The 25,168-nt window shown below is 48.9% G+C and carries 26 protein-coding genes and 2 pseudogenes; 8 read left to right on the top strand and 20 right to left on the bottom strand.

What is annotated here, in order from left to right:
* Positions 1–158: 158 nt before the first annotated feature.
* A complete protein-coding gene (gene brnQ / locus P404_RS0115150; RefSeq protein ID WP_026831201.1) occupies positions 159–1,499 on the bottom strand; it encodes a branched-chain amino acid transport system II carrier protein in 1,341 nt (446 codons plus the stop codon).
* 243 nt (positions 1,500–1,742) lie between these two features.
* Here brnQ and P404_RS0115145 point away from each other — a divergent pair, with 243 nt between their 5' ends.
* Positions 1,743–2,597: a DUF2268 domain-containing putative Zn-dependent protease gene (locus P404_RS0115145; RefSeq protein WP_026831200.1), complete on the top strand. Its 855-nt coding sequence runs from the start codon at positions 1,743–1,745 to the stop codon at positions 2,595–2,597.
* A gap of 94 nt (positions 2,598–2,691) precedes the next feature.
* On the opposite strand, the gene P404_RS0115140 is transcribed toward P404_RS0115145, so the two are convergent.
* The 7 genes and pseudogenes from P404_RS0115140 to P404_RS19005 all read right to left on the bottom strand — a co-directional run bounded on the left by P404_RS0115140 (position 2,692) and on the right by P404_RS19005 (position 7,287).
* Complete coding sequence (locus tag P404_RS0115140) at positions 2,692–3,510, bottom strand: MetQ/NlpA family ABC transporter substrate-binding protein (protein WP_026831199.1); 819 nt, start codon at positions 3,508–3,510, stop codon at positions 2,692–2,694.
* An 18-nt stretch (positions 3,511–3,528) separates the two neighbouring features.
* Positions 3,529–4,191 carry a methionine ABC transporter permease gene (locus tag P404_RS0115135; protein ID WP_026831198.1) on the bottom strand — a complete coding sequence of 221 codons (663 nt, stop codon included), beginning with the start codon at positions 4,189–4,191 and terminating at the stop codon, positions 3,529–3,531.
* On the bottom strand, positions 4,184–4,930 hold the full coding sequence (locus P404_RS17725) for a methionine ABC transporter ATP-binding protein (RefSeq protein ID WP_051590526.1): 747 nt from the start codon (positions 4,928–4,930) through the stop codon (positions 4,184–4,186). The genes P404_RS0115135 and P404_RS17725 overlap by 8 nt, the downstream gene beginning before the upstream one ends.
* A gap of 362 nt (positions 4,931–5,292) precedes the next feature.
* Positions 5,293–6,483 (bottom strand): acetyl-CoA C-acetyltransferase, encoded by a 1,191-nt coding sequence (locus tag P404_RS0115125; protein WP_026831197.1) that lies wholly within the window; start codon positions 6,481–6,483, stop codon positions 5,293–5,295.
* Positions 6,484–6,496: 13 nt separating this feature from the next.
* Positions 6,497–6,649 (bottom strand): annotated as a pseudogene (locus P404_RS19145) (SDR family oxidoreductase); the annotation flags it as partial.
* Positions 6,650–6,742, bottom strand: a pseudogene (locus tag P404_RS19140) (SDR family NAD(P)-dependent oxidoreductase); the annotation flags it as partial.
* Positions 6,743–6,747: 5 nt separating this feature from the next.
* Positions 6,748–7,287, bottom strand: coding sequence for a CoA-transferase (locus P404_RS19005; protein ID WP_026831195.1), 540 nt, complete (start codon positions 7,285–7,287; stop codon positions 6,748–6,750).
* A 261-nt stretch (positions 7,288–7,548) separates the two neighbouring features.
* Here P404_RS19005 and P404_RS0115110 point away from each other — a divergent pair, with 261 nt between their 5' ends.
* Genes P404_RS0115110 through P404_RS0115100 form a run of 3 tightly spaced genes read left to right on the top strand, consistent with a single transcriptional unit; the run spans position 7,549 to position 9,313 of the window.
* Positions 7,549–8,664 (top strand): GGDEF domain-containing protein, encoded by a 1,116-nt coding sequence (locus P404_RS0115110; protein ID WP_236624431.1) that lies wholly within the window; start codon positions 7,549–7,551, stop codon positions 8,662–8,664.
* A gap of 46 nt (positions 8,665–8,710) precedes the next feature.
* The gene (locus tag P404_RS18620; protein ID WP_236624433.1) at positions 8,711–8,896 is read left to right on the top strand and encodes a hypothetical protein; all 186 of its coding nucleotides are present in this window, start codon (positions 8,711–8,713) and stop codon (positions 8,894–8,896) included.
* Positions 8,897–8,908: 12 nt separating this feature from the next.
* On the top strand, positions 8,909–9,313 hold the full coding sequence (locus P404_RS0115100) for a DUF350 domain-containing protein (protein ID WP_012370068.1): 405 nt from the start codon (positions 8,909–8,911) through the stop codon (positions 9,311–9,313).
* A 38-nt stretch (positions 9,314–9,351) separates the two neighbouring features.
* Here P404_RS0115100 and P404_RS0115095 read toward each other — a convergent pair whose 3' ends face one another.
* The 4 genes from P404_RS0115095 to trhA all read right to left on the bottom strand — a co-directional run bounded on the left by P404_RS0115095 (position 9,352) and on the right by trhA (position 12,898).
* On the bottom strand, positions 9,352–9,609 hold the full coding sequence (locus tag P404_RS0115095; RefSeq protein ID WP_014970129.1) for a hypothetical protein: 258 nt from the start codon (positions 9,607–9,609) through the stop codon (positions 9,352–9,354).
* 40 nt (positions 9,610–9,649) lie between these two features.
* On the bottom strand, positions 9,650–10,348 hold the full coding sequence (gene rpiA / locus P404_RS0115090; protein WP_026831194.1) for a ribose-5-phosphate isomerase RpiA: 699 nt from the start codon (positions 10,346–10,348) through the stop codon (positions 9,650–9,652).
* Positions 10,349–10,394: 46 nt separating this feature from the next.
* Entirely contained in the window at positions 10,395–12,131 is a 1,737-nt protein-coding gene (locus P404_RS17720; protein WP_051590525.1) for a M3 family metallopeptidase, read from the bottom strand.
* A 119-nt stretch (positions 12,132–12,250) separates the two neighbouring features.
* Positions 12,251–12,898, bottom strand: a complete 648-nt coding sequence (gene trhA / locus P404_RS0115080) for a PAQR family membrane homeostasis protein TrhA (protein WP_026831193.1) — start codon at positions 12,896–12,898, stop codon at positions 12,251–12,253.
* 113 nt (positions 12,899–13,011) lie between these two features.
* Between trhA and P404_RS0115075 the strand changes: the two genes are divergently transcribed.
* Together P404_RS0115075 and P404_RS0115070 are read left to right on the top strand one after the other, a co-directional pair.
* On the top strand, positions 13,012–13,533 hold the full coding sequence (locus P404_RS0115075; protein ID WP_014970124.1) for a DUF1836 domain-containing protein: 522 nt from the start codon (positions 13,012–13,014) through the stop codon (positions 13,531–13,533).
* Between the two features lie 54 nt (positions 13,534–13,587).
* Positions 13,588–14,562, top strand: a complete 975-nt coding sequence (locus P404_RS0115070; RefSeq protein ID WP_026831192.1) for a DUF4003 family protein — start codon at positions 13,588–13,590, stop codon at positions 14,560–14,562.
* Positions 14,563–14,696: 134 nt separating this feature from the next.
* Here the strand turns inward: P404_RS0115070 and P404_RS0115060 are convergent, their stop codons facing one another.
* The 4 genes from P404_RS0115060 to P404_RS0115045 all read right to left on the bottom strand — a co-directional run bounded on the left by P404_RS0115060 (position 14,697) and on the right by P404_RS0115045 (position 18,963).
* Positions 14,697–14,963: a hypothetical protein gene (locus tag P404_RS0115060; protein WP_026831191.1), complete on the bottom strand. Its 267-nt coding sequence runs from the start codon at positions 14,961–14,963 to the stop codon at positions 14,697–14,699.
* 52 nt (positions 14,964–15,015) lie between these two features.
* Positions 15,016–16,770, bottom strand: coding sequence for a sensor domain-containing protein (locus P404_RS0115055; protein ID WP_236624424.1), 1,755 nt, complete (start codon positions 16,768–16,770; stop codon positions 15,016–15,018).
* A gap of 21 nt (positions 16,771–16,791) precedes the next feature.
* Positions 16,792–18,435 carry a sensor histidine kinase gene (locus P404_RS0115050; protein WP_236624423.1) on the bottom strand — a complete coding sequence of 548 codons (1,644 nt, stop codon included), beginning with the start codon at positions 18,433–18,435 and terminating at the stop codon, positions 16,792–16,794.
* An 87-nt stretch (positions 18,436–18,522) separates the two neighbouring features.
* On the bottom strand, positions 18,523–18,963 hold the full coding sequence (locus P404_RS0115045; RefSeq protein WP_014970121.1) for a YaiI/YqxD family protein: 441 nt from the start codon (positions 18,961–18,963) through the stop codon (positions 18,523–18,525).
* 133 nt (positions 18,964–19,096) lie between these two features.
* On the opposite strand from P404_RS0115045, the gene P404_RS0115040 reads away from it, so the two are divergent.
* Positions 19,097–20,842, top strand: coding sequence for an ABC transporter ATP-binding protein (locus P404_RS0115040; protein WP_026831188.1), 1,746 nt, complete (start codon positions 19,097–19,099; stop codon positions 20,840–20,842).
* A complete protein-coding gene (locus P404_RS0115035) occupies positions 20,842–21,723 on the top strand; it encodes an NAD(P)-dependent oxidoreductase (RefSeq protein WP_026831187.1) in 882 nt (293 codons plus the stop codon). The genes P404_RS0115040 and P404_RS0115035 overlap by 1 nt, the downstream gene beginning before the upstream one ends.
* Before the next feature lie 58 nt (positions 21,724–21,781).
* Here P404_RS0115035 and P404_RS0115030 read toward each other — a convergent pair whose 3' ends face one another.
* The 4 genes from P404_RS0115030 to plsY all read right to left on the bottom strand — a co-directional run bounded on the left by P404_RS0115030 (position 21,782) and on the right by plsY (position 25,165).
* On the bottom strand, positions 21,782–22,420 hold the full coding sequence (locus P404_RS0115030; protein ID WP_014970118.1) for a DUF975 family protein: 639 nt from the start codon (positions 22,418–22,420) through the stop codon (positions 21,782–21,784).
* A gap of 442 nt (positions 22,421–22,862) precedes the next feature.
* Complete coding sequence (locus P404_RS0115025) at positions 22,863–23,528, bottom strand: copper homeostasis protein CutC (protein ID WP_034774571.1); 666 nt, start codon at positions 23,526–23,528, stop codon at positions 22,863–22,865.
* Positions 23,529–23,553: 25 nt separating this feature from the next.
* Positions 23,554–24,318: a DeoR/GlpR family DNA-binding transcription regulator gene (locus P404_RS0115020; RefSeq protein ID WP_026831185.1), complete on the bottom strand. Its 765-nt coding sequence runs from the start codon at positions 24,316–24,318 to the stop codon at positions 23,554–23,556.
* A 226-nt stretch (positions 24,319–24,544) separates the two neighbouring features.
* Positions 24,545–25,165, bottom strand: coding sequence for a glycerol-3-phosphate 1-O-acyltransferase PlsY (gene plsY, locus P404_RS0115015; RefSeq protein WP_014970115.1), 621 nt, complete (start codon positions 25,163–25,165; stop codon positions 24,545–24,547).
* Positions 25,166–25,168: the final 3 nt, after the last annotated feature.

Genomic DNA, 25,168 nt, shown 5'->3' with positions numbered 1-25,168 from the left:
TTGATAATGAATCTCATTTGCAATACTACTATATCATCGATCCTGTTCCCTTTGTCAATACCATTCCAATTTGTTTCCATCGATGATAGTTGGGCAGACAGCAAAAAAGCTGCTTCGATTTTAAAATCGAAACAGCTTCCGTCTAAATAAAATTGAAATTAAGCAACACGTGATTCTTCCGAGCGGTACGCTTTTTTCCGCCCGAATAATCCGCCTAAGATGGCTCCGATGATGGCCGGAACGACCCAACCGAGTCCGACGGAAAAGAACGGCAACACGTTTTCAAAAACACGTAAGACCGGTCCAACCGGTGCTTCCGCGACCTTCAGTCCGTCAAACAGACTGACGGCAAACGTCATCCACATCGCGCCCTGGTAGACAGCCGGTTTTCCTTTAAAGACGTTATGTAAGAACGTCAGGAAAATCAGACAGATTGCCAGTGGATAAAGTGTCAGCAGAACCGGTTTCGAAATCGCGATCAACTGTGTCAGACCGATGTTGGCGACGAGCGCGCTGAAGATCGACAGTCCAATCGTCCACTTGACGTATGAAATCCGTGGCAACAAGAGGGAGAAGAAGGACGCACAGGCCGTGATCAGACCGACACTCGTCGTCAGACACGCGACCGTGATCATCAGACCGAGTAGAATCGAACCGTACGAACCGAAGTAATAATCGGAGACGGCAGACAAGATTTCCGCTCCGTTCTTCAACGGACCGATTTTCGAGACACTGGAAGCCCCCATGAACGCAAGGGCCGAATAGGTGATGGCCAGCAAGCTTGCCGCAATCAGAGCTGCTTTCGAACAGATGATCAGCAGTTGTTTTTTCGACGTAACCCCTTTTTCCTTGATTGCCGAGATGATGATGATGCCGAAGACAAACGCGCCGAGGGCATCAAGCGTCAGATATCCTTCCTGGAAGCCGTTAAAAAAAGCGTTGTGTTGATACGTCGTCAAAGGATTCTGAAAACTTCCAATTGGCTTAATGACGGCAACGAGAATCAACAGCCCGATGAATGTAATCTTGATTGGTGTCAAAATCTTTCCGACGACATCCACGATTTTTGTCGGATTCAGCGACAACAGGCAAGCAAGCGTATAAAACAGAATCGAAAAGATCAACAGTGGTGTTGATGACGCCGATTCTCCGAAGAATGGTTTGATCCCGATTTCATAGGAAACGGTTCCGGCGCGCGGAATCGCAAAAAATGGACCAATTGCTAAGTACAGGATGATGGCAAAGACAAGACCGAAGATCGGATGGACCCGGGACGCCATCGCCCGTAAGTCCGGTTCACCGGAATAGGCAAAGGCTAAGATCGCAAGCAACGGTAAGCCGACGCCTGTGACCAGGAACCCGGCATTGGCAATCCAGACGTTCTCCCCTGCCATTTGCCCGAGCATCGGTGGAAAAATCAGATTACCGGCCCCGAAAAACAAGGCAAACAGCATCATACCGATGACGACGATAAAGGATGTTGGAACTGTTTTAGACATAAGAAACCCCCACGATTTAATTACGACCTGACTCATGTTTTATCAACGAATCAGGTACTTCGTTCGAAAGGATAACATAGGTCTGTGACCTCGTGCTAGGAGTTTATCTGGTGAATATTCTGACATTTCTCAAAAAAACTTGCTGTTTCACCCTTTTCTAAAATAATGACTGCTGATCCGCTCGAATGATGTAATCGGTAACATAAGTTCATCTGACTAAATGGAAATGACGAACCACAGAAATTGACTTTCAAGCAAGACAATCAGACAATCACCGTCATTCCGCTCTACGACGCGTATCAGTCGTATGTCGATGCTGCATTGAAAAAACCGACCGAGAATGGAGCATTATTCGAAAAATACGTTTTGGCGGAAAACGAACGAGTCCGGAAACAAGAAAAGGTATCCGAACAATCTGGCGTCTATAATCCGCTGGACCAGCCGACAAACAACTTAAAATACTTAAAAGAATCCGTAACCTATTTGAAAAAACATGAGACACGTATTAATAAGCAAATTAAGAAGTCCTTACAGCGTTCAATCAAAGAACTCCCACGGCAGAATGATCTTGTTGTACTCGTTGCGCCAATCAGTCCAGATGATCCAAGTCACAACAAAAAAATGGAAGGAGTTAGCGGAATCGCTCTTTCAAAAGATTTGTTTGTCCTGTATCTCGATGTCGATTTTGCAGAACCGATGTTAGCCTATACGACGGCTCATGAATACCATCACACTGTTGTGGCCGAACAACTATCAACTTCCTCAGTTACTGATAACATCGTTACAGAAGGCAAAGCAGACCTTTTCGCAAAAGACCTGTACCCGGACGTGAATCCCCTTTGGACACAACCACTCGTTGCACATTCCTTAAAACATGTTTTACATGAAGTGAATGCGTACAATATCAAATATTCTGACTTACAAAACGGAAATTATGAGTTACAGATTCCAAGTTGGTCGAATTACGCCATCGGCAATACAATCATGACAGAATTCATTCAAAAGAATCCCGATGTCCCGGTCACCAAGTGGACCCATATGCCGACAGCTGACGTTCTACAAAAAAGCGGCTATGCGAAAAAACTGACCGCTCAATAAGCGAAACTCTAATAAAACTATAAGCAAAAACCACTGATCGCGTGTCTGTTTAAAGACATGCATCCAGTGGTTTTTGGTCCTTACATCTGATCACTTATTTAAAGGCCGGAATCGCTGTTTCATCATAATTGTCTTCGAGGAACTTTTTGACTTTCGGACTTGTCATCGCTTTCGCAAGTTTTTGAATCGCTTCTGCATCCTGATTGTCCTTCCGGGCGACGAGCGTGATCGCGAAGTCATTCTCGACGCCTTCCGTGACAAGGGCATCCTTCTTCGGCGTCAGACCGAGTGGAGAAGCGTAGGCCGGCGTCATGATGACCGCATCAGCATCGTCATAGAGACGGGCCAGCATCAACAAATCCACTTCCTTGAACTTAAAGTTACGTTTGTTTTCCGTGATGTCTTTCATCGTGTAATACGGACCGGTTTTCTTTTTCAACTTGATCGCATCATGTTGGGCAAGTAAAGCCAGCGAGCGGTCAATGTTCGAGACGTCGTTCGCGATTGCGATGACGGCACCTTTCGGCAATTGGTCCAGCTTTTTGTATTCTTTCGAATAAAGACCGTAGTTCGCGAAGTAGATCGGTTCAATCGGGACGAGTTTGGCATCGTTGTTCCGGTTAAACTCTTCCATGTACGGGACGTGTTGGAAGAAGTTCGCATCCACTTCTTTTGCCGCCAGGGCACTGTTCGGTTGAACGTTATCACTCAAGACGACGACTTCCAGGTTAATGCCCTCTTCTTTTAATTGGGGTTTAACGAGATCCAGAATTTCTGTCATCGGTTTGATCAGTGACGCGACTTTTAACGTCTCCGTTTTTTCCGTCGAACCTTGTTCGTCCTTCTTGTCCGCGTTCCCGCATCCGGCTAATGCCAGGACAAACACGCTGAGTAATATCATGATTTTTTTCATTTGAATTCCTACTTTCGGTTAACGTTTATCGAGCAAGCGTGCTACGGTCGTCCCGGCAAACTGAATCAGTTGCACCAGGATGACCATAATTAAAATCATATACAGCATCAATTCCGTCTGAAACTGTTGGTAGCCGTACCGGACGGCAAAGTCGCCGATTCCTCCGCCGCCGACAACTCCCATGATCGTCGAATAGGAAATGAAGCTGACGATCGACGTCGTCAGACCGAGCACAAGACCGGACCGGGCTTCAACAAATAAAAATTTTACGACGACTTCGCGTGTCGAAGCCCCCATCGAGACGGCCGCTTCGATGACACCTTTCGGCACTTCAAGCAACGACTGTTCGACGAGCCGTGAGTAATGGGCGATCGCAATGACCGCAAGCGGGACGGTCGCCGCTGCTGTTCCAATCGCCGTCCCGATGATGATCCGCGTAAACGGAATCAGGAAAACGACGAGCAATAAAAATGGAAATGACCGGATTGTATTGACGAGTAAGTTCAAACTTGAAAAGACGAACCGGTTCGACAATAACTGGCCTTTGCGTGACAGATAGAGCCAGGTTCCGAGCGGTAAACCAACGAGAACTGCCGCGAGAATCGAGATCCCGACCATCACGAACGTTTGTCCGATCGCCAGTCTGATTTCCGAAGCATATTCGAGCACGATGTCAGGCATGTGGATCCCTCCGCTCCGTCAATTGGGTCAGGAACCAACCGGCATCACTCGTAATTTCCGTGATTCCAGCCGGTTCGGTCGCAATCGTCGTTTCAATCTGCCCGTCCGCCATGATCGTGACCCGATTGCAAATGCTTTGAATCACCTGCATCTCATGACTGACAAGGACAATCGTCACCCCGAGTGTCTGATTGATGTCCTGCAGCACCCTTAAAATTTCCGACGTCGTACTCGGATCAAGCGAAGACGTCGGTTCGTCACACAGCAAAACGCGCGGGCGGTTGGCGAGCGCCCGGGCAATCGCGACACGCTGCTTCTGTCCTCCGCTCAGTTCGGACGGATACTTCCGGGCAAAGGATTCCAGTCCGACAAACCGGAGACACTCCTGAATCCGGTCCGCCTGCTCACATTTTTTGACACGGGCCAGTTCAAGCGAAACACCAATGTTTTGTTCGACCGTCTTGTTTCCGACCAGATTAAAGTCTTGAAAAATCATCCCGATATTTTGTCGGGTCTGCCGCAGCTGTCGGTTCGGCAGGTTTGTTAAATCCATCCCGTCAAATTCGACCCGCCCGGTATCCGGCCGTTCGAGCAGGTTCATCAGCCGGAGTAAGGTCGATTTCCCGGCACCGCTCGCACCGATGATGCCATGAATCTCGCCCTGTTCAATCGAGAGGGCGACGGACTGGATGACCGGTTGTCCGGAAAAAGCTTTACTGACATTCTGTAATAAAATCATCTGACACCCTCCCTTACAACGTGTTTCATTTTACCGTAAGCCGTTTCTTTTTGTCATGTCTTGTGCTCTTTTTCTTTCCCGCGTCATTTCGCTAATCCAGTAAATCATTTAAACCAAACGCAAAAGAAGGGTGGCAGATTTTTATTCTGCCACCCTGATCTCATAAAAAAAGAAACACTCTTTTCACGCGACTCCTGCAGGAAAAAGCGCATTGTTGCGCTGTCAGAGACAAACAAGACCCGCTTTCCTGCCTGATTGAGGCAGGAAAGCTGGCTTGTGTCTCGCCTGAGGAAAGGGCGTGAAAAAATGAGTGCTTCCTTTTAGAGTCAGCCTCTTCAATTTTTACTGTTTAACAATCAGAATCATTCTTCAAACTTCTTGACGATCGTCGCAATCCCTTGACCGCCGCCGATACAGAGTGTCGCGAGACCATGGCTTTCGCCGGTCCGTAACATCTCGTGGATCAATGTCACCATGATCCGTGTTCCGCTGGCGCCGATCGGATGACCGAGTGCAATCGCTCCGCCGTTACGGTTCAACTTCGCCGGATCAAACCGGAGTTCCGCGTCAACCGCAAGTGATTGCGCAGCAAACGCTTCGTTCGCCTCGATGACCTCGATGGCGTCAAGTTCAAGACCGGCTTTTTGCAACGCCTGTCCGACCGCCTTGACCGGACCGATCCCCATGATGCTCGGGTCGACGCCGGACGTGCCGTTTGCGACAATCTCGACGAGGGGTGTCAGTCCGAGTTCTTTCGCTTTGCGAGCAGACATGACGACGACTGCTGCCGCTCCGTCATTGATCCCGGATGCGTTACCGGCCGTCACCGTCCCGTCCTTCTTGAAGGCCGGGCGCAGTCGTGCGAGGGACTCGTTTGTCGTACCGGCACGCGGGAACTCATCTTGCGTGAATACGACAGGCTCGCCTTTACGTTGCGGAATTTCAACCGGTGTGATTTCCGCTTGGAAACGATCCGCTTCAATGGCTTGGCTTGCTTTTTGTTGACTTGTCGCTGCAAACTGGTCTTGCGCCTCCCGGGAAATCGTATATTGCTCGGCCAGATTTTCCGCTGTGATCCCCATATGGTAATCGTTAAAGGCACATTCGAGTCCGTCCTTGATGATCGTATCGACAAGCGGCTGGTCACCCATCCGTAAGCCGGTCCGGGCACCACTTAACACGTACGGCGCCTGGCTCATGTTTTCCATCCCGCCGGCGACGATGATATCCGCCTCTCCGGACTTGATCGCCTGAAACGCGAGATGAATCGCCTTTAAGCCGGAACCACAGACTTTATTGATCGTCATCGCCGGAACCGTTTCCGGAAGACCGGCGAGGAGACTTGCCTGACGCGCCGGATTTTGTCCGAGTCCTGCCTGAAGGACGTTGCCCATGATGACTTCTTCGACGAGATTGGGCGCGACGTTCGCTTGTTCCAGTGCTGCCCGGATGACCGTCGCCCCAAGCGTCGTTGCCTTGACATCTTTTAAACTGCCGTTAAAACTGCCGATTGCCGTTCGTGTCGCACTGACGATGACAACTTGTTCACTCATCCTGATTTCCCCCTTATTGAATCGTATAACCACCGTCCAAGACGTTGGCCTGTCCCGTGATGCCTTTTGCTTTCCGACTGGCGAGGAATAACGCATAGTCGGCGATTTCTTCGACGGCGAGCAACCGTTTTTGCGGAACAAGCGGGTAGATGACGTCCGTGATGACGACCTTCGCCCCTGCCTCGGCAAACGCTTTTGAAATTTCAAGACCAATCCCGCTTCCTGCTCCCGTCACGAGGACGATATCTCCCTTGACCATTTGACTCACTCCCCTACTGGCATTCGTTCAAGTTCCGGACTGACCGTGAAGTTCGCTTCTGTGACAGCGCGAATGTCTTCGACGGTGAGTCCGTTTAACGCCTCGATCAGGACCATCCCCGATTCCGTGAAATCAAAGACGGCTTTATCCGTGATCAGCCGATTGACGACTTGGCTCCCGGTCAACGGTAACGTACAACTCGTCTTGACCTTCGACTCGCCGTACTTATTGACGTGTTCCATGATGATGACGACCCGTTTCGTCCCGATCATCCGAATGATCGACTTCGCGATCGATTCAGCGATCCCTGACATCTCGACGACTTTCCCGAAAATCGCTCCGAGGAGGAAGACAGGGAAATAGGCCTTGATAAAGCCGACCATTTTTTCCATGAAGATGTTGGAGAAGAATGGTAAGACCCAATCCGGGTTCGTCAGTAAGACAGCGAACAAGGCACAGATTGGAGCAAACAAGATGACCGAAAACCCTCGATATGCCACGAACATCAATAAAGATAAGGCAAGAAGAATGATGACAAGTTCCATGGTGTGTCTCCTTTTAATTTTAGTAAGCGCTTTCAATTGCTTCTTCATCATTTAACAATTGAATCTGGCAACGGTCAATCAAAATCCATGAACCTATAAGTACAGCTTATAGGTTCTATAAGTTCACATTATGGACATACTTGATTTTTAGATGCTTTTTCTAGAAATCTTTTATCAGAATACAGGATTTTGTACAGCAACTAGCGTATTCTAACGATAAGTATGATTTGTTTGACGAAAGCAAGGTGAATAAGCTTGAAAGTGATTTTATATGATGTGCTGCATAACGTGACTCTATTGATGAGTGGTTTTTATCTGCTTGGTAAATTATCACCACATCCGATCACCGTCGACTCCAAACGATCGGTCCGGATTCTCTATGGCATCAGTTTAAGTGTCCTGTCGCTTCTGTTAATGCAGTTGACGATTGAGCCCGTCCCCGGCGTGCTTGTCGATTTACGACATATTCCTGTCATCGTTGCCGCCTATTTTGCCGGACCCTTACCGACGGTCATCGTCACGGCGGTCATCGTCCTCTACCGGTTCAGTATCAGTACGAACGCCGCCGCCTATGCCGCCACGCTTTTCATCATATTGGTTGCCGGCGGGACGTCTTTGCTCGTCAACTGGTTCCCGATCTACTCGAAACGAACCTTTACGCTCGTCACGATTTATGCGACTGTTCTGCACGGTGCCGTCCTGACCTACGTGCTGGCGGCGACCGGACTGATGACAACGATTTTGAGCGTCGTCCTTCCCGCCTCATTCGTCAGCAGCTGGCTCGCCCTTGTCATCATCCGTGACATCCGGCTGACGAAACAGTCAATGCGGACGTTACAACAGACGGCTCAACGTGATTTTTTGACCGGTCTACATAATTTCCGTGCCTTCACGGATCATTTTGATGACTTGAAACAACAAACCATCCTACACCAACACGAAATTGCTTTGATTACGATTGATATCGATCATTTCAAGCAGGTCAACGACACGTATGGGCACGAGGCCGGTGATGAAGTGTTACGTCAATTCGCAGCCCGCCTGCGGGATGGTGTGACGGATGCCGGGTATGTCTCCCGAAACGGCGGTGAAGAGTTTTCGATTCTCGTCGAGCAGCTGACGATCGCTAAGGTCGTCGCTCTCGCAGAACAGTTACGGGAACGGATCGCGACCTCCCCTTTTCAGTTATCGACCGGTGTCTTTCTGCCGTTGACCGCTTCGTTCGGGGTCGCGAGTTTTCCAAAAACGACAACAGAGATCCAACATCTTGTCACCGATGCCGATGCCGCCCTCTACCATTCGAAACAAAATGGTCGGAACCAAGTCACTCTTTTTTCAATCGAACAAGAGGTGGCGACGACACATCATTCGGATTAGGGATGGACGAATCTGAAAAAATCAGCTACGTTTGACAGTGAGGTAGGTGAATTTGATGCAATTAACAAAAGGACCTTACATTTTAATCGGTCTGATCCTCGGGCTGGTCTTCGGCTTCATCGGTGATAATTTTTATCTGTACGTCTCAGCCGGGATTTTAGTCGGTGCGATGCTCGAAGGGTATGTCTCGTGGCAACAACGAAAAGAACGAAACAAATCAAATCATTCCTAAGGGGGAAGTACAGTGGGTTTTAGTGAACTGTTTTTATCGACGCTTGCGTATATCGGGGTCGCAACACTCCTGCTAGCAATCGGGGTCGTCCTGTTTGAAGTGACGACGAAGTCAAAAGAGATGGAGCTGATCCGTCAAGGGAAAAAAGCAGCCGTCTATGCGTTCGGCGGACGGATCCTTGGTCTTGCGATCGTTCTTTATTCAAGCATCACGAACTCCGTCAGCATTCTCGACATGGTGTTGTGGGGAGCGCTTGCGATTGTTTTCCAGATCGTCTTGTTCTACTTGGCTGACTTGATCATTCCACGTCTCAGCATGACAAAAGAAATTGATGCCAACAACGAAGCGGTTGGTTTGTTATTACTGTTTCTATCGATTTCAATCGGATTGATCATCGCCGGTTCCCTTACATACTAAAATCACGCCAGCGCCCCGAACCGGAGTGCTGGCGTGATTTATTTTTCTAAATCCTCGAGTTCTTTTCTGGAACGTGGATAGCCGTTCGCTTGCCACTCGGCACGATAAATCGAATCCAGTTTCGTCAACCCGACTTCATCCGGATCTTTATCCGCATCCGGACTCAAATCTTCGTCCAGATGTGACAAATATTCCTTGAGGTGGCTGGTCGAGGCCGGCTCTTTCTTTTTTAATAACAAGAGGCCGGCACCGGCAAGCATACTGGCACCAAACAAATACCGTTTTCGTAATCGCATGTGTTCCCCTTCTTTCTGCTTCAAACATCAACTTGCCCCGCTAGACAAGACCTCCGCCATCCCGCAGATTCGGATGAGCGAGCTGCCGGACGTTCCCCTGCTCCACCGTCAAGACGTGATCCGGCTGGCGTTCAAAGTATCCTGTCTCGACGACACCTGACCATCCCTTCAGTTCTTGTGCGAAATGACGCACATCTTGTATACGTTCTAGATCCACATCAATAATCAAGTGGCCACCATCCGTGACAAAAAGTTGTCCGTCTTGTTGACGTAACGTAAAGACAAGATGTTTCTCCTGCAGACGTTGCTCGACATAAGGTCCCGCAAACGGCTCGACTTCAACCGGCAACGGTCCACTGAGATGATGGACGAACTTCGACGCATCTGCGAGGTAGAGCACTTCACGGCTCATCAAGGCGACAACTTTTTCCCGAAACAAGGCGCCGCCGCCCCCTTTTAGCACCTGGAACTGGCGATCAATTTGGTCGATTCCGTCGATGACCAGGTCGATATGCGTTGCTTCTTCAAGCGATAAAAGCGGAATGTTTAATTGTTTCGCCTGCTCCGCTGTTGCGTCTGAGGTCGCGACCCCTTGAATCTGTCCACCGTCCTGCACCCAGTTCCCTAACACTTCGATGAAGAGACGGGCCGTCGAACCTGTCCCGAGTCCGAGAACCATCCCGTTTTTGACATGCTTCAATGCAGCTTCCGCCAGCAATCGTTTCTCCTGTTCATACATCGGCACCCCTCCTTCGTTAATTATCTATTCCCGATTGCCGGCGAGTTCAATCGACAGGAACAAGCGCTTCCGTCTCGCTCAGATACATCCCGATTGCGCCAAGCAACGGTTCAAGTGCCTGTTGCCAAAAAACGAAGGACTCCGGATCACCACCGATATGACGTTCGACCAGCTCTTCAATCGCTGCTTGTCCTGATGTACGCAACAATGGTTCAAATTGTGTTTCGAACGCCGCCGTTGATTGTTTGACCTTCGTGTACAACTGATTGCTCAGCAAGTAACCGACTGTATAGGGAATGTTGTAGAATGCTAAACGGGTATTATAGAGGTGACTGGCATAGATCCATTTGAAAGGAGCCGACTCCGCTAAGACATCGCCGTAATGATGCATCTCCTCTTCGAGTAACAGTTCCGACAACCGAACGCTCGAAACCGGCCCTTGTTTCCGTTCCGTATAAAACCGTTGCTCAAAACGAAACAGACTGGGAACGACTCCGACATACTTCAATCCTTCTTGAATCTTGATTTCAAGCATGGCGAGGCGCTCTTCCTGTTCCGACTCCTCGATGACAGCATCAAGGACCAAATTCTCCATGAAGGTCGAGGAGGTCTCGGCGATGCTCGTTCCTTTGATCTGATTGAAGAACGTAAGATCATGCAGCAATGAATTATGGTAGGCGTGACCCAACTCATGCGCCAGCGTGACGACGTCCTGATAGGCGCCGCGATACGTCATGAAGATCCGGCTTTCCTTGGCGACGGGGAACGAGGCACAAAATCCGCCTTCTGATTTGTTCGGACGATTTTCGGCATCGACCCAGCCGGCATCAAACAATTTTTTTGTGAACGTCGACAGCTGAGAAGACACCCGCCTGAATTGTTTCAGGATGAGTTCTTGTGCTTGCGTGTAGGAAATATGCCGGGCTGATGAAAACGTATTCGCCTCCAGGTCATGCCATTGTGGTGTGACAACATTAGCAAGACGGATCTTCCGCGCATAATAGGACTGAAACAAAGACTGATGTTGATCGATGGCTGAAAGCATCGCTTCAAGTGTCGTTCGCTTGATCCGATTTTGTTCACATAACTCGGTCAAAAGATCATCCCATCCCCGTTTCGCATATACATGAAGTCGAAATCCAGCAATCCGGTTCAGCATCAGTGCAAACGTATCGCTCTCTTTTTCGCACATCTTCATGATGGCCGTTGCGGCTTGTTGCCGGGATGTCCGCGTCACACCGTGCGTCGCTTCGTAGAGTGCCTGCCCAATCGTGACCTCTTGTCCATCGATTGGAATCCGCAGTCCCATGAACCGTTGTTCGTAGAGCTGTTCCCACGCTGCAAACCCATCGATCGACAAGGCTTGAATCAATTGTTCCTGTTCCGGTGGTAATCGACGGTCCATGATGGCATGACGCTCCTCTAGATAATAAGATGCAGTCTCTCCACTCCGTAACTCTGTCCACTCGTCTTCCGACAACTTCTGTAACCGCTCCTCAAACGCGGTCTTCATCCCGCGGAGATCGGCCTGCAATATTTCCGTTTGCTCTAGTAAATCGATGATATCTTTCTGTGAGACGTCTTCTGCATAGAGACAGTACACGAAATCATTCACTTCTTCCGACTGCTTCATAAGATCCTGAAACACCATCAATTGTGATCGAAACGTTCCTGGATCGTTTTGAAGTCGCTTGATCCCTTCTTGTATACTTTCTAACGTACGTGTGACATCCTCGTTCGAGTATAGTGATGCGAGATGCCAACGGGGTGCGGTGACCGACATATCTGTTCCTCCTTTTGTTTTCCTATTCTGCTTTCGTGCCTTTTAAGATGAAATCCTGTTTTTCTAATTATTCCCATAAAAAAAAACATCCTTTCTGATTGAAAGGATGAACACGTCCATTAGATGACGAAGAAATAGACACAAAGGAAATGCGCTAAACTGCCGAGCAAGACAAACACATGAAAAATCTCATGGAACCCAAGGTGCTTAAACGATAATGCAGCTGGTTTCAAGCCATAAATGACACCGCCGACCGTATAGAAAATCCCACCGAGGAACAGAAGACCGATACCGATCGGTGACAACACAGCGGCAAGTGGTGTGATTGCAAAGACCATGATCCATCCCATCCCGATGTAGAGCGTCGTCGACAACCAGCGTGGACTGTTGAACCAGACCAGTTTGAAGGTAATGCCAAAGACAGCAATCAGCATGACGATACTGAATAGTACCCAGCCGGTCGGTCCGTTGAGGCTGATCAGGCAAAACGGGGCGTACGATCCGGCAATCAATAAATAGATCATCGAGTGATCAAGACGTCGCCAAGTCGCAATCGCCCGGTCGCTTGCTAATACCATATGATACGTTGCTGAGACAGCATATAAGGCAATCATGCTGACTCCGAAGATGATCGTCGCGACAATCGGTAATCCCGCCCCCCGCTCAAGTGCTGCTTTGATGACCAGTGCAAGCAGACCGATGAAGGAAAAGACGGCTCCTCCGAGGTGGGTTAGCCCATTGATGGGTTCTCTCATATACGATTTCATAATTTCCCTCCGTTGTTATGTAGTTTTCAATACTACATGGCGTTATATGAACATTCTATCATATAGTAGAGAAATAGGAAGTCATTCTGTATTATTTTTTTGGAGGTTTTTTCATGACACACGCAGATCAACCAAAACCATCACTTGACCGGCAGCTGGATTTAACGGATATCCCGAATATCGATCTGTACATGGACCAGGTCATTCAATTGTTTGAACGGACATTCGAAGAGACGACCCGCTCCGAAGGCGAGACGATTTTGACGAAAACGATGATCAACAACTATGCAAAAAAGAAATTGTTTTTCCCGGTGACGAATAAAAAATATACGAAAAACCACCTCATCTTGATCAGTCTGATTTATCAGCTCAAAGGAACATTTTCGATCAACGACATCAAAACGATTCTGACGGACTTGAATACAGGAATCACCAATCAGACGATTGACCTCGAAGCCTTTTATCAAACGTATCTCGACACGACGACGACCAACCAGACTTTTTTTGAAGAACAACAGCAGCTTCCTGATGACCTGGATCATTTAGAACAGTTACAGCTGATTTTGTCACTGGCCCATATGAGCAACTTGTATCGCCGGGCAGCCGAACGGTTGATTGATCAATTAGAAGATTAACTTTTCGCCCTCTCTCATGGTAAAATAGGGAAAATGAACAGCGAGGTGGACAGGATGGATGTCGTCGGACCCTTTTTAGCGCGACTTGAGGAAACAGGACACTATTTCGTGAATTATCAGGACGGGATTTTAATTGAACTTGCTTTTGATGACACAGTCGGTCGACATCATAGGACGTTTACCGATTTGGAGCAAACCGCTGCCGATCTCGAAAAACGATTACGTTCCCACCAGACGCAAGCATTATTGCTTGCGTCAAAGATTCACGCCTATGACGCGTCACCATCAGAACGAGTCACCCAAATGATGTCGATCTACAGCTTTTTTGCGACCCATCGGCTTGTCCATCCGCTGAATGCCTATTCGACGGCATTATTGATCAGCCGGTTGGATGCGACCGATGCGCAGCTGCAACGAACGGTCGACCTATACCGACTTGTCAAGGACTCCCACCGCTTCATCGTCTCACCTTTACTCATGTCGTTTCTGTTCTTAAACAGCTTACGCCGTGGAGAGCTGACGGACATTCACGACCAGATCGAGTCGACCTATGCAGTGCTAAAAAAACAATTTGGTCGGTCCCAGCAGACCTATGTCACGGCTCTGCTTCTTTCCTTAGTACCGGTCGAGGATCATTCGACTTACATCGACCAACTGACCCAGTCCCGTAACTTGTACCGGAAACAAGGTATTCCGTTGTCGTTTCATGGTTTACTCGCCTTGCTTGGCGATCCGCGCAGCCATCAACCGGCGTTACAACAAATGACGGAACAGTTACGCCACAATTCGCACTTTAAGTACCGGAAAGATTTAGTGTTCCTGACCGCCGTTCGATTATATGTGGCTGATCATCCGACACTACATCAGCTGTTTGGTCCGTTGAGTCCGTCCAATCTGACAGACTCGTCCGACTTCTTGCCCGTCTATCTATTCCCCGTCGACCTGACGGATACGTCACATGCAACCGATGGCGGAATGGCGGACGGTGGATTTGATGGGGGCGATGGGGGGGGCAGTGGGGGTGATTGATCGTCCACTTCGACGGAACATACCTGTGCCGACAAACCAATACCATTCCTGCCCATGACAAAAAGACGGAAGCGACTTCAAAAGCGCTTCCGTCTTCTTATTTAGTAGAACGACAAGCCAGTCCGTTCTTTTGATTATTTTTCTTGGTTGTCCGCATCAGACGGAGTCACGTCCCCGTCCTCATCGGCTTCATGTGAGAGATCAGGTGCTTCGTCAGATGTTGATGAATCCGGTTGATCACTTGTTTTTTGATCAGACGCTTGGTTTGACGCTTCGACCGTCTGTGAATCGGATTTTTCTTGTGACGCCGTATCGGATTGGTCGCGACCGGCGATATCATCTTTTGTCATTTTATTACCTGATGTAATCGGATCTGTTTCTTTTTCATGTTGGTCTGCCATTGAAAATCCCCCTCAAGCTGTGATGTTAAGAGTATTCCCTCACGAGGAACGATTAAACATCCGACGTATGAATCACTTTTGAGAAATCAGCAATCAGATTGCTAATCGGCTGGGGATGATGGAGATAATGCCCTTGGACGTATAACCGTTCTCCGAGTGCAACGATTTGCCGGAATTGCGAGACGGTCTCGACTTCCTGTATGACAAGCGCGATCTCAAGGGCCTGTGTCAATGCATAAACCGATTGCAACATGGACTGTTCGAGCTGGTTTTGTGCCAATCTTCTCGTGAAGATTGGATCAAGTTTGACCGATTGGACCGGCAACCGTAACAATGAGTTAAGTGACGCATAGTGGCTCCCAAAATGATCGACACTTAATCGATATCCTGCTTGGCGTAGGCTTTCTAAACGTTCGATCGCCGTCCGTTTCCCCGTTTGGAGTACTTCTTCCCGAATCTCAAGGACAATCCGGTCTCGTTTGAACGTGTCTTGACCAGCAAATTGTAAGAGTTCAGCAATCATCGAATCCGACTGGAACTGACTCGCTGACAGATTAACGGAAATCATCACGGGTCGTCCCAGCTCGGTTTCCAATCGCAGACTATCTGAAATGGCCTGGCAGACCGTAAAACGTCCGATCTGACCGAATTTCCCCATTCGCTCTGCAATCGGAATGAAATCTGTCGGACTGACGAATCCTAGGATGGGATGATTCCAACGGAGTAACGCTTCGGCTGCAACCGTCTGTCCGAGTTTCGCATTCAGGATCCGTTGGTAATACAACTCGAACTGCCCCCGCTCTAACGCATGGCTCAGTTCTTGTTCGAGGACATGATTAAACGGGTGTTGTTCGAGATCTCGCTGCTGATCGACAAATAAAATGCCCGCTTTGCCATCGAGCTTGACCTGTTGCATCAATGCTTCTGCCGCATAGACCTGGTTCTGCCGGTTCATATGGTCGCCCGTCAACAGACTGACCCCGGACGATGCCGTCAAGTGAATCGGTTCGTCGGCCAGATGCACGATCGGCCGCTCAATCGATTCGATGATGGATTGCGCGAATTTTTTGCCTTGATCGGCAAACGCCATTTGTTCGAGTGGCGCCAAGATGATGAATTCATTTCCGTCCATCCGGCCGACGACATGCTCTGGGATCGGAACATGCTTGAGACGAGACGCGATTTCCTGCAAGACACGATTTCCGACCCGGTACCCGTACGTGGCATTTATCGCATGAAAGTTATCGAGATTCAGGACCATCAAAAAGGCAGGATGGTTCGTCACACTGGAAATCAACCGATTCATATACCGTTCATTGTACACATCCGTCAACGCATCCTTGATGACATACGTCTCGACACTGATCGATTTACTGATGATGTCTGCATAACTTTCAATCAGTTTCAAATCCGCTGAATCGAATTCATACGGTCGATCATCAAACGCACACAACGTCCCGATTTTTTCATTGTCAGCATTTTTGATCGCGACGCCTAAAAAACTACCCGTTCCAAGGTTCTGTGTGACCGGATGATTGACCGTCTGCGGATTTGCCAACAAATCATTGATTTGAATCTTCCCGTCCGTTTCATCGATGACAAGCTTACAGAGCACATGCTGAAAGACATGTGTCGTCCCTTCTTCAATCAACTCTTTGTCATGGTTGATCGCCTTGACGACGAAATTACTGTTCAAATCATTGAGCGCAAAAAACAGCGTGTTGACTCCGATTTTTTCACTCAACTTTCCTAAAATCTCTTCGACAAGCGGGTGTAATGCTTCATATCGCATTTGTGAATTATCCAATGCCGCTTCCTCCTTTCTCGATTATTCAGCGATCGTCTCAATCGAAAACTGAACCGTAAATACACTCCCGTGCCCTTCTTCCGATTGAACGGTGATAGTCCCGCCGTGATCCATGACGATCATTTGACAGATCGCCAAACCAAGACCTGTCCCGCCAATCTTCCGTGTATCGGAGTTATCCGCCCGGTAAAATTTATCAAAAATGAACGGCAGTGCTTTTTCAGGAATGCCGATTCCTTCATCTTCAACCATCAGAGAAATGAATTGGTCCTTCACTTGCCCATGAATTTTAATGGTCCCGCCATCCGGTGAATACTTAATGGCATTCATGATCAAGTTCGTAAAGAGCTGTTTCATTTTTTCTTCACTTGCCGTCATCCGGTAATCCCCTTCTTCAAATGAAACGCGAATCCGATGCAGATGACTCGCGAGATCAAACATCGGCTTCATGTCAAAGATCAATCTTTTCAGATCGAGGCGTCTTTTGACCGTTCCTTGCGACACATCTTCACCCTTTTGAATTTCCAGGATATCATCGATCAATTCCGCGAGACGGACCGTTTCCGAATGGATCGTCTCTAAATACTTTTTCTGACGCGGTCCATCTAACGTCCGGCGCATCAACAATTCTGTAAATCCCATGATGGACGAGAGCGGTGTCCGCAACTCATGCGACACGATCGAAACGAACTCGGACTGTTTTAAGTCCAATTCTTTTTCTTTCGTGACGTCCCGTAAGACAAGCATCATGCCCCATTCGACATTGGCGATCGCAATCCGCTCGGCATAGGCACTGAGCAACAAGTTGCCCCGAAACGCCGACAATTCAATCGTTTCACCTGGTATGTCCCCATTCATCAGTTGACCGATGTAGTCATGAAGCGCATCCGGCTGATCGACGTGTTCAAATAAAGACGTCGCCCGTTCATAGGCATGTCGAAACCCTTGTGCCTGACTGACCAGCTTCGGCGGGAACATGTTCAATAACGCCTGGTTGGCATAAATCTGTTCGCCACTGCTTTCAATATATAAAACGGCTTCCCGAATCGAATCGAGCAGCTGATAGGTCTTGATTTTTTCGTGTTCCATCTGATGAAACAATAAATGCCGTTCGAGTGTCATCCCAAGTTTACGGGACAAGTCGAGAATGTCACCGACCTGTTCCAAATTAAACTGTTCAAAGGGATGTTTCAAATAAATCACACCGACGACCCCCCCGTTGCTAGGTGACTGGACGGGAATCGCGGATTCATACACCCCTTCTGTCAAGGGCAACTGGACAGACTTCCGCATGACGAAGGCCCGGCGTAAGACTGAATACTGATCCAAATCTTTTTCGATCAATTCAATGTCTTCGACACCTTGCGTCACGAGATGACTCAACTGTTCACGACGGTACAACAAGATGGCACCGGCCTCTAAATCAACGAATTTAAGCAGCTTGACCAGTAACGTCTCACAGGCTGATTCGACATTTTGTGTCGCCAACGCTTCCATGATTTCGTTACGGTGCTTCAATTTATGTTCGACTTCTGCCAAGTTTTGTGTCAGCTGACCAATTTTTTGTTGATCCGTCGTTTTCAGCTCATACGCTGGAAAAGGACTGGTCTTCAAGCGATAAGGGCGGACCTTTTTTTCCGGACGATACCGTACGATTTTCTTCAATGCGCCTCTTCCTCCCAATTCGTAAATAGTTGTCTAAAATTATAACATGGGACGCAGTTTTTTCGTCGCATCTCACCTTGTTACGCCTTAAGAAATCGAGCTTGCATCCGCTAACAAACGGACAAAGGACTGCTCAAACGCCAGATCTTCCTGACGAGTCCGCTTCTTTGGTCCCTTTGTTCGTCCGCCCGCACGTCGAATTTCTTGTCCGACATGCCGTGTATGTAACAGAAAATCAATGTTCTCGTTCGTGAAGATCCGCCCATTCTGATCGATTGCGCGCCCTTTCCGTGCCAGTGACAATGCTGCAAGACCGTAATCTTGAGTCACGACGATATCGCCTGGAGCCATTCGATTAACGATGGCAAAATCGACGGCATCCGCCCCTTGACCAATCGTAATCGTCGTCGCGCCTTCTCGGCTAAATTGGTGTGCGGTATCACAAACTAAAAAAACCTCATACCCTGTACTCAGACGAATCGTCAGATCGACGACCGGACATCCGTCTGCATCAATCCATATTCTCACGTCTCATGTCACTCCTTATTTCCCAACACTTTCTTTTAGTGTCCGTGACGAAAGGAATTACTGTCAAGTGAATCGTTCGAAGTTGACCGTAATTCCTTTAGAACAGACAATAGGTAGGAAAGGATGTGCCAACTTGAAACCTGCCACGTTTAAATCATTTTTATCGCTACTCAAAAAAAGTGAACCACCTGTCGGCCTATTGTCTGCTGCCGTGACAGTCTCGATCATTCAAGCGCTTGCCGCCCTGATGATTCCCTGGTTCTTAAAATCGTTGATTGATAATTTTTCCGTCGACCGGATCACACCGGGATTGATTACCTTGTTCGTGCTCGTTTTCGTCATCCAGATGGTCAGCAATGCGTTTTCGATCTACTGGCTCCAGGTAGCGGGACAACGAATCGTCGCTAATTTACGGATAATGTTGTGGAAACACTTGCTAAGTTTACCCATTCCGTTCTACGACGAAACGAAGTCCGGTGAACTCGTCTCCCGTCTCAACAATGATGCGACGACCTTACAACAATTATTATCGGAACAACTCGTCCGTCTGTTGACGTCAATCGTCTCGATCGTCGGTGCAATCACGATTTTATTTTTCCTCGACTGGCAGATGACGCTCGTCATGGTGATTGCCGTCCCGTTTACGTTACTGATCATCATTCCGCTCGTCCGGAAACTGCATCAAATTTCCCGCGAGACTCAGAAAGAACTGGCCGGCTTGTCCGGATTTTTCGCGGAGATGTTAGGTGAAGTCCGCTTGATCAAATCGCAAGCGACGGAACAATACGAGATGGATCGGGGCCGGACTCGGATCGAGCATCTGTTTGGTTTTGGTGTCAAGGAAGGGAAAGTCCAAGCCATCTTGTTACCTGTCTTTAATGTCGCCCTGACCTCGATGTTGATCGTCATCATCAGCTTTGGCGCCTACCGCGTCTCGACCAATCAGATTACGGCCGGTGAGCTCGTCGCCTTTTCATTGTATCTGTTCCAAATCATGTCTCCTCTCATCATGATGACGGAGTTCATCTCTAAATTACAAAAAGCACGTGGCGCGACAGAACGGATTTCCGAACTCCTGGAAGAACAGCCGGAACACGACGGGACACGACACGTCGAACGACCATTTTCAGCTGTTCATTTTAATCAATTGTCCTTTGGTTATGATGACACCACCTTGCTGCATGACGTCAGCTTTTCCTTGCCACGTGGTCAAACGACGGCAATCGTCGGTCCGAGTGGTTCCGGGAAATCGACCTTATTCGCCTTACTCGAACGTTTTTATCTGCCGACGTCTGGTCAGATCGAACTGGGACCACATGCAATCGACCAGTTCGAGCTCGCGAGCTGGCGTAATGCGATCGGCTATGTCGCCCAAGATTCTCCTGTCTTGTCCGGGACGATTCGTGACAACCTGTTGTATGGATTAACGGGGGATGTCACGGAACAACAAATCCGGGAAGCGGCTGAAATGGCCAATGCTGACGAATTCATCCGCTCGTTCGCGAACGGATACGAAACGGAAATCGGTGAACGGGGTGTCAAACTATCCGGTGGACAACGGCAACGGATCGCGATCGCCCGTGCGTTGCTCCGTGATCCCGAATTGTTATTACTCGATGAAGCGACATCGAGTCTTGACTCGGAATCGGAACGGGTCGTCCAGGAAGCCCTCGAACGTTTGATGGAAGGAAGGACGACATTCGTCATCGCCCATCGTCTCGCAACGGTCCGTCACGCCGATCAAATCGTTGTTCTTGAACAAGGACGGGTCTCCGGCATCGGGACGCATGACTCTCTCGTCGAGTCGAATGTCTTGTATAATAAACTCGTAACGCAACAATTCATCGGGCAAACCGAAACAACAAGGGGGAGTAAGTGATGACAAAAACAATCGGCTTCATCGGATTAGGTGTCATGGGTCAAGGCATGGTTCGTAACTTATTAAAAGCCGGTTTTTCCGTCAAAGGGTATAACCGGACCAAGGAAAAAGGATTACCACTTGAGCAGGACGGTGCTGTCATCGTCGATACGATTCAGGAAGCCGTAACAAATGTCGACGTCGTCATCTCGATCGTCGGGTATCCGCAAGATGTCGAACAGATTTATTTCGCTGAGGACGGCATCCTGGCATCGGCGAAACCGGGAACGATCGTGATTGATATGACGACATCAAGCCCGGCGCTTGCGATTCAGATTGCGGAGAAAGCGGCAGAAAAAGGACTTTCCGCCCTTGACGCACCGGTCACAGGCGGGGATCTCGGTGCAAAAAACGGGACACTCGCGATTCTCGTCGGTGGCGAAGAAGCAGCCTTCGATACGGTCAAACCATTGTTCGAGGCGATGGGCACATCGATTGCCCGCTTTGGTGGTCCGGGACAAGGTCAGTCGGCTAAACTCGCCAATCAGATCGCGATTGCGGGATCGATGATCGGAACGGCTGAAATGCTGTTGTTCGTCACAAAATCCGGGATCAATCCGACGCAGTTCGTTGCGACGATCAAAAGTGGATCGGCCGGCAGCTGGTCGCTTGAAAATCTGATACCGCGTGTCATTGCGGAAAATTATTCGCCTGGTTTCTTCGTCAAACACTTCATCAAAGATATGAATTTAGCGCTCGAACGCGCCGATGAGATGGGCATCTCGACACCGGGCCTTGCACTCGTCAAGAAATTGTATGAGGAACTGGCAGCATCCGGTCACGCGGAATCCGGTACACAAGCCCTCTACTTGTTACTAAAAGAAAAAACACCGTCACGTTAAGCGACGGCACGACAAAACGAGTCTGAACTACCCAGTGATGGGAGGTCAGACTCGTTTTTTACGCTGAACGTGTCGCTGTCTGTTGTTCTTTTTTCAATTGTTCATAAAAATGTGCCATCGTCGTATCGAAATACGGTGTCAACAGGACAACTCCGACGGTACTGAGTAAGGCGAGGATGCCCCAGATGATGAAGCTGAGGTACAGCTTCACGAGACGCCACTTATGACCATACATCATCCGTCGGCTTTCCCCAAGGACCTGGAAAAACGACAGATCCGGTCGGTCGACCAATAAAAACGGAACCAATCGGTACATCAAATAGAAATAGATCGCTGGAACAACCAAAAAGGAGCCGAGGTAGACGAGCAAGGTGACCATCGTATAGGCAGCCATCACCTTCAGGTAAAAACGGACGGACGCAAAGCCCTCGAATAACGTGCCGATGCCTGCTGTCTCACCGCGGACGAGACGTAGATAGGAAATCGTCCGTCCAACCGTGACGGGCGCGAGTACGATCGTCACGACGATGTTCAAGGCGACGAAGCGAAGCATACTGTCGAGATTGTCCTGATCAAACGACATCCGGCTGGCTGCCAGGGCAAAGATCAAGAAATAAACGATCGAGATGCTGAGCGCTGTCAGCCACTTCCCTTTTAGCGTCGCAAGTGCAGCTTGTTTGTACTGTAGATTTGTCATGATGAACTCCTTTACCTTTCAACTTTCCTGTTATAGTTTACCGTAGTCTGTCTTGAAAAAATAGCAATCCCTGTCTCGATTCCTTCAAGATGTGTCGATTTTTGGACAGCTGGCTCTAATAAGACTTTGTTCTCTCCGTAAGCATTTCTTGTCGGAAATGAGAGCAGCTAAATACCTATCAAAATGAAATAATGAATCCAATCGTTATTTTCACAAAAAATAGGGAGACGGATTTGAAAGTCCGCCTCCCTACATTCGTTTCGAAGAAATGATTCGCTTCATGAGACTCCTACAGGAAAAAGCGCATTTTTTGCGCTGTCAGAGACAAACAAGACCCGCTTCCCTGACCATAAGGGCAGGGAAACTGGCTTGTGTCTCGCCTGAGGAAAGCGAGTGAAAAGCAGAATGATTTCTTCCTCAAACCCTAAAGCTAAAGCTCTTTTTAACGCGCAAGCAGCTGTTTCAGAGCAGCGACTTTATCAGGATCAACTTGACCGTCGACGAGAACAGCGGATCCAACATGTAACTCGGTTGCATTGGTTGCTTTAAGTAATTCTTCCGCCCGCTCAACCGTGATGCCGGAACCCGGCAAGACGATCAAGTCGGGGTGTTGCTCAATCAACTGGGCGATGACGGCTTGACCTTCCAGTGCCGTCGCGTGTCCGCCTGACGTTAAGATCCGGTCGACTTCTGGAAAATCAGCCAATACTTCAGCTGCTTCCACGATGTCACGACTGCTGTCGATTGCCCGGTGGAACGTCAGCGACAAATCGCCCTTATGTTTGATGATTCGTCCAAGGAATCCTTCGTCAACACGTCCGTCTGCCGTCAATGAACCGACGACGATTCCGGCTGCTCCGAGTTCCCGAATCAAATCAATGTCCGTGATGATCGTTTCCTGATCGGCTTTCGAATAAACAAACGATTTGCTGTGCGGTCGCACGAGGACGTGGACCGGAATCTCGACCGAAGACAAGACTTGCCGGATCAATCCGTAACTCGGCGTCAATCCGCCTTCTGATAAGGCCGAGACGAGTTCAAGCCGGTCGGCTCCCGCCCGCTCGGCGGCTGTTGCTTCTTCTACTGTGGCTGCAATGATTTCTAACATGATACATCCCTCCCACCCTAGTGTATCATGAGACGACGGTCCAATTCACCCGTTCATTAAACAGCTTCATCTCCCAAGACGGCGGATAGGTCGACGGACTGAGAACGATTTTAGCGCGGCGGAATTCCGCGACTTTATATTTCCGGTTGCCCTCGAATTCGTCACACGCTAAAAAGGCATAGACATCCTTCGTCCGACCAATGATGGCTTTTTGAATCAATGACGACTCGATGTCATCGCTGACGAATCCCCGTTCGATTTCGGCTCCGTCGAACGTCAAAAAAGACGCGTCAAACGCGTAGGCGTCAAGCGCCTGCAAAACTTCGACCCCAACCGTCTGTCCATATGAATCGACGGTTCCGCCGAGTAATCGAATCTCGCCGTGGAACGGTCCCGTTTCCCGGCACTGTTCGAGATGACTGGCGATCGACAGCGAATTCGTGACAATCGTTGCGCTGCCGCTCAAATACGGTAACAGATGTTCGACCGGCTCCCCTTTGCCTAAAAAGATACAGGAGTAGTCCGCAAGCCAGCCTTTCGCATACCGCGCCAGCCGGCGGGACAATTGATCGGTCCGTCTTGAAACCGGCGACTCTTGTTTGCCCCCTTGATAGATCGCTCCCCCGTAGACCCGTTTCAGTTGCCGTTCCCGCTCGAGTTCCTCGAGATAACGCCGGACAGTCTCCCCGGAGACATCCAGGCGGTCAATCAAATCCTTCGTCATGACTTTTCCTTCTTCTTCAAGCCATTGCATGATTTGTGATTTTCGTTCCTCTCCTAATAACGACACATGAACTACTCCCTTCACAGACAAGTACTACTTCTAGTGTAGCGAACGTCTGTAAAGGTCTTGTAAATCCGGTGTAAAAAAACGTGTAATTCCTATGAAATGTTGTTGTATTCGTTTATTTTTCAGAAAGAGTGGCTTTCAAAAGTCGTCGGCTGTCCGAAATAGCTAAAAAAGTCGGTGGATCCCCTCACTTCCTGACAGGAAGGAGGACATCCACCGACTCGAATCAATCGATTTCTTTTTTATCTTTTGCGAACATGTTAATCTTCGATTCCGTCCCTTGACGGATCCGACTGATGTTTTCGCGGTGTTTAAAGATGACGAACAGCGCAAGGACCGTAAAGAACGTTGGCACGATCCAGTCCTGCTCGACGATGCCGATCGTGATGGCGGCGACAATCCCGATGCTTGCGGCGACGATCGAGCTGAGTGACACCATCCGACTGAATCGTAACGTCGTCAAAAACGAAATCAACAAGATGAGAAACAGAATCGGACTCGAAACGAGTAACATTCCGCCAGACGTCGCGACGGCCTTCCCTCCCTTGAACTTCGCGAAAATTGGATAGATGTGACCGATGACCGCCGCTAGTCCGGCAAACAAGGGATGTAATTCTGATCCAAGTAGAATTGGTACGAGACTGGCTACTGCGCCCTTACCGAGATCACCAATCAGGACGATGATCCCCGCCTTTTTTCCAAGCACCCGAAACGTATTCGTCGTGCCCAGATTCCCACTGCCATGCTGGCGGATATCCATGCCGTGTCCCCATTTTCCGACAAGCAGGGCAAACGGAATCGATCCGAGCAAATAGCCTAAAATTAAAATCCCGATGATTTCAATCATGGT

It is taken from the genome of Exiguobacterium antarcticum DSM 14480, from assembly GCF_000685865.1.
GTDB lineage: Bacteria > Bacillota > Bacilli > Exiguobacteriales > Exiguobacteriaceae > Exiguobacterium_A > Exiguobacterium_A antarcticum.
Note: the sequence above shows the minus strand (reverse complement) of the source record. Positions and strands in the feature narration are given on the sequence as shown.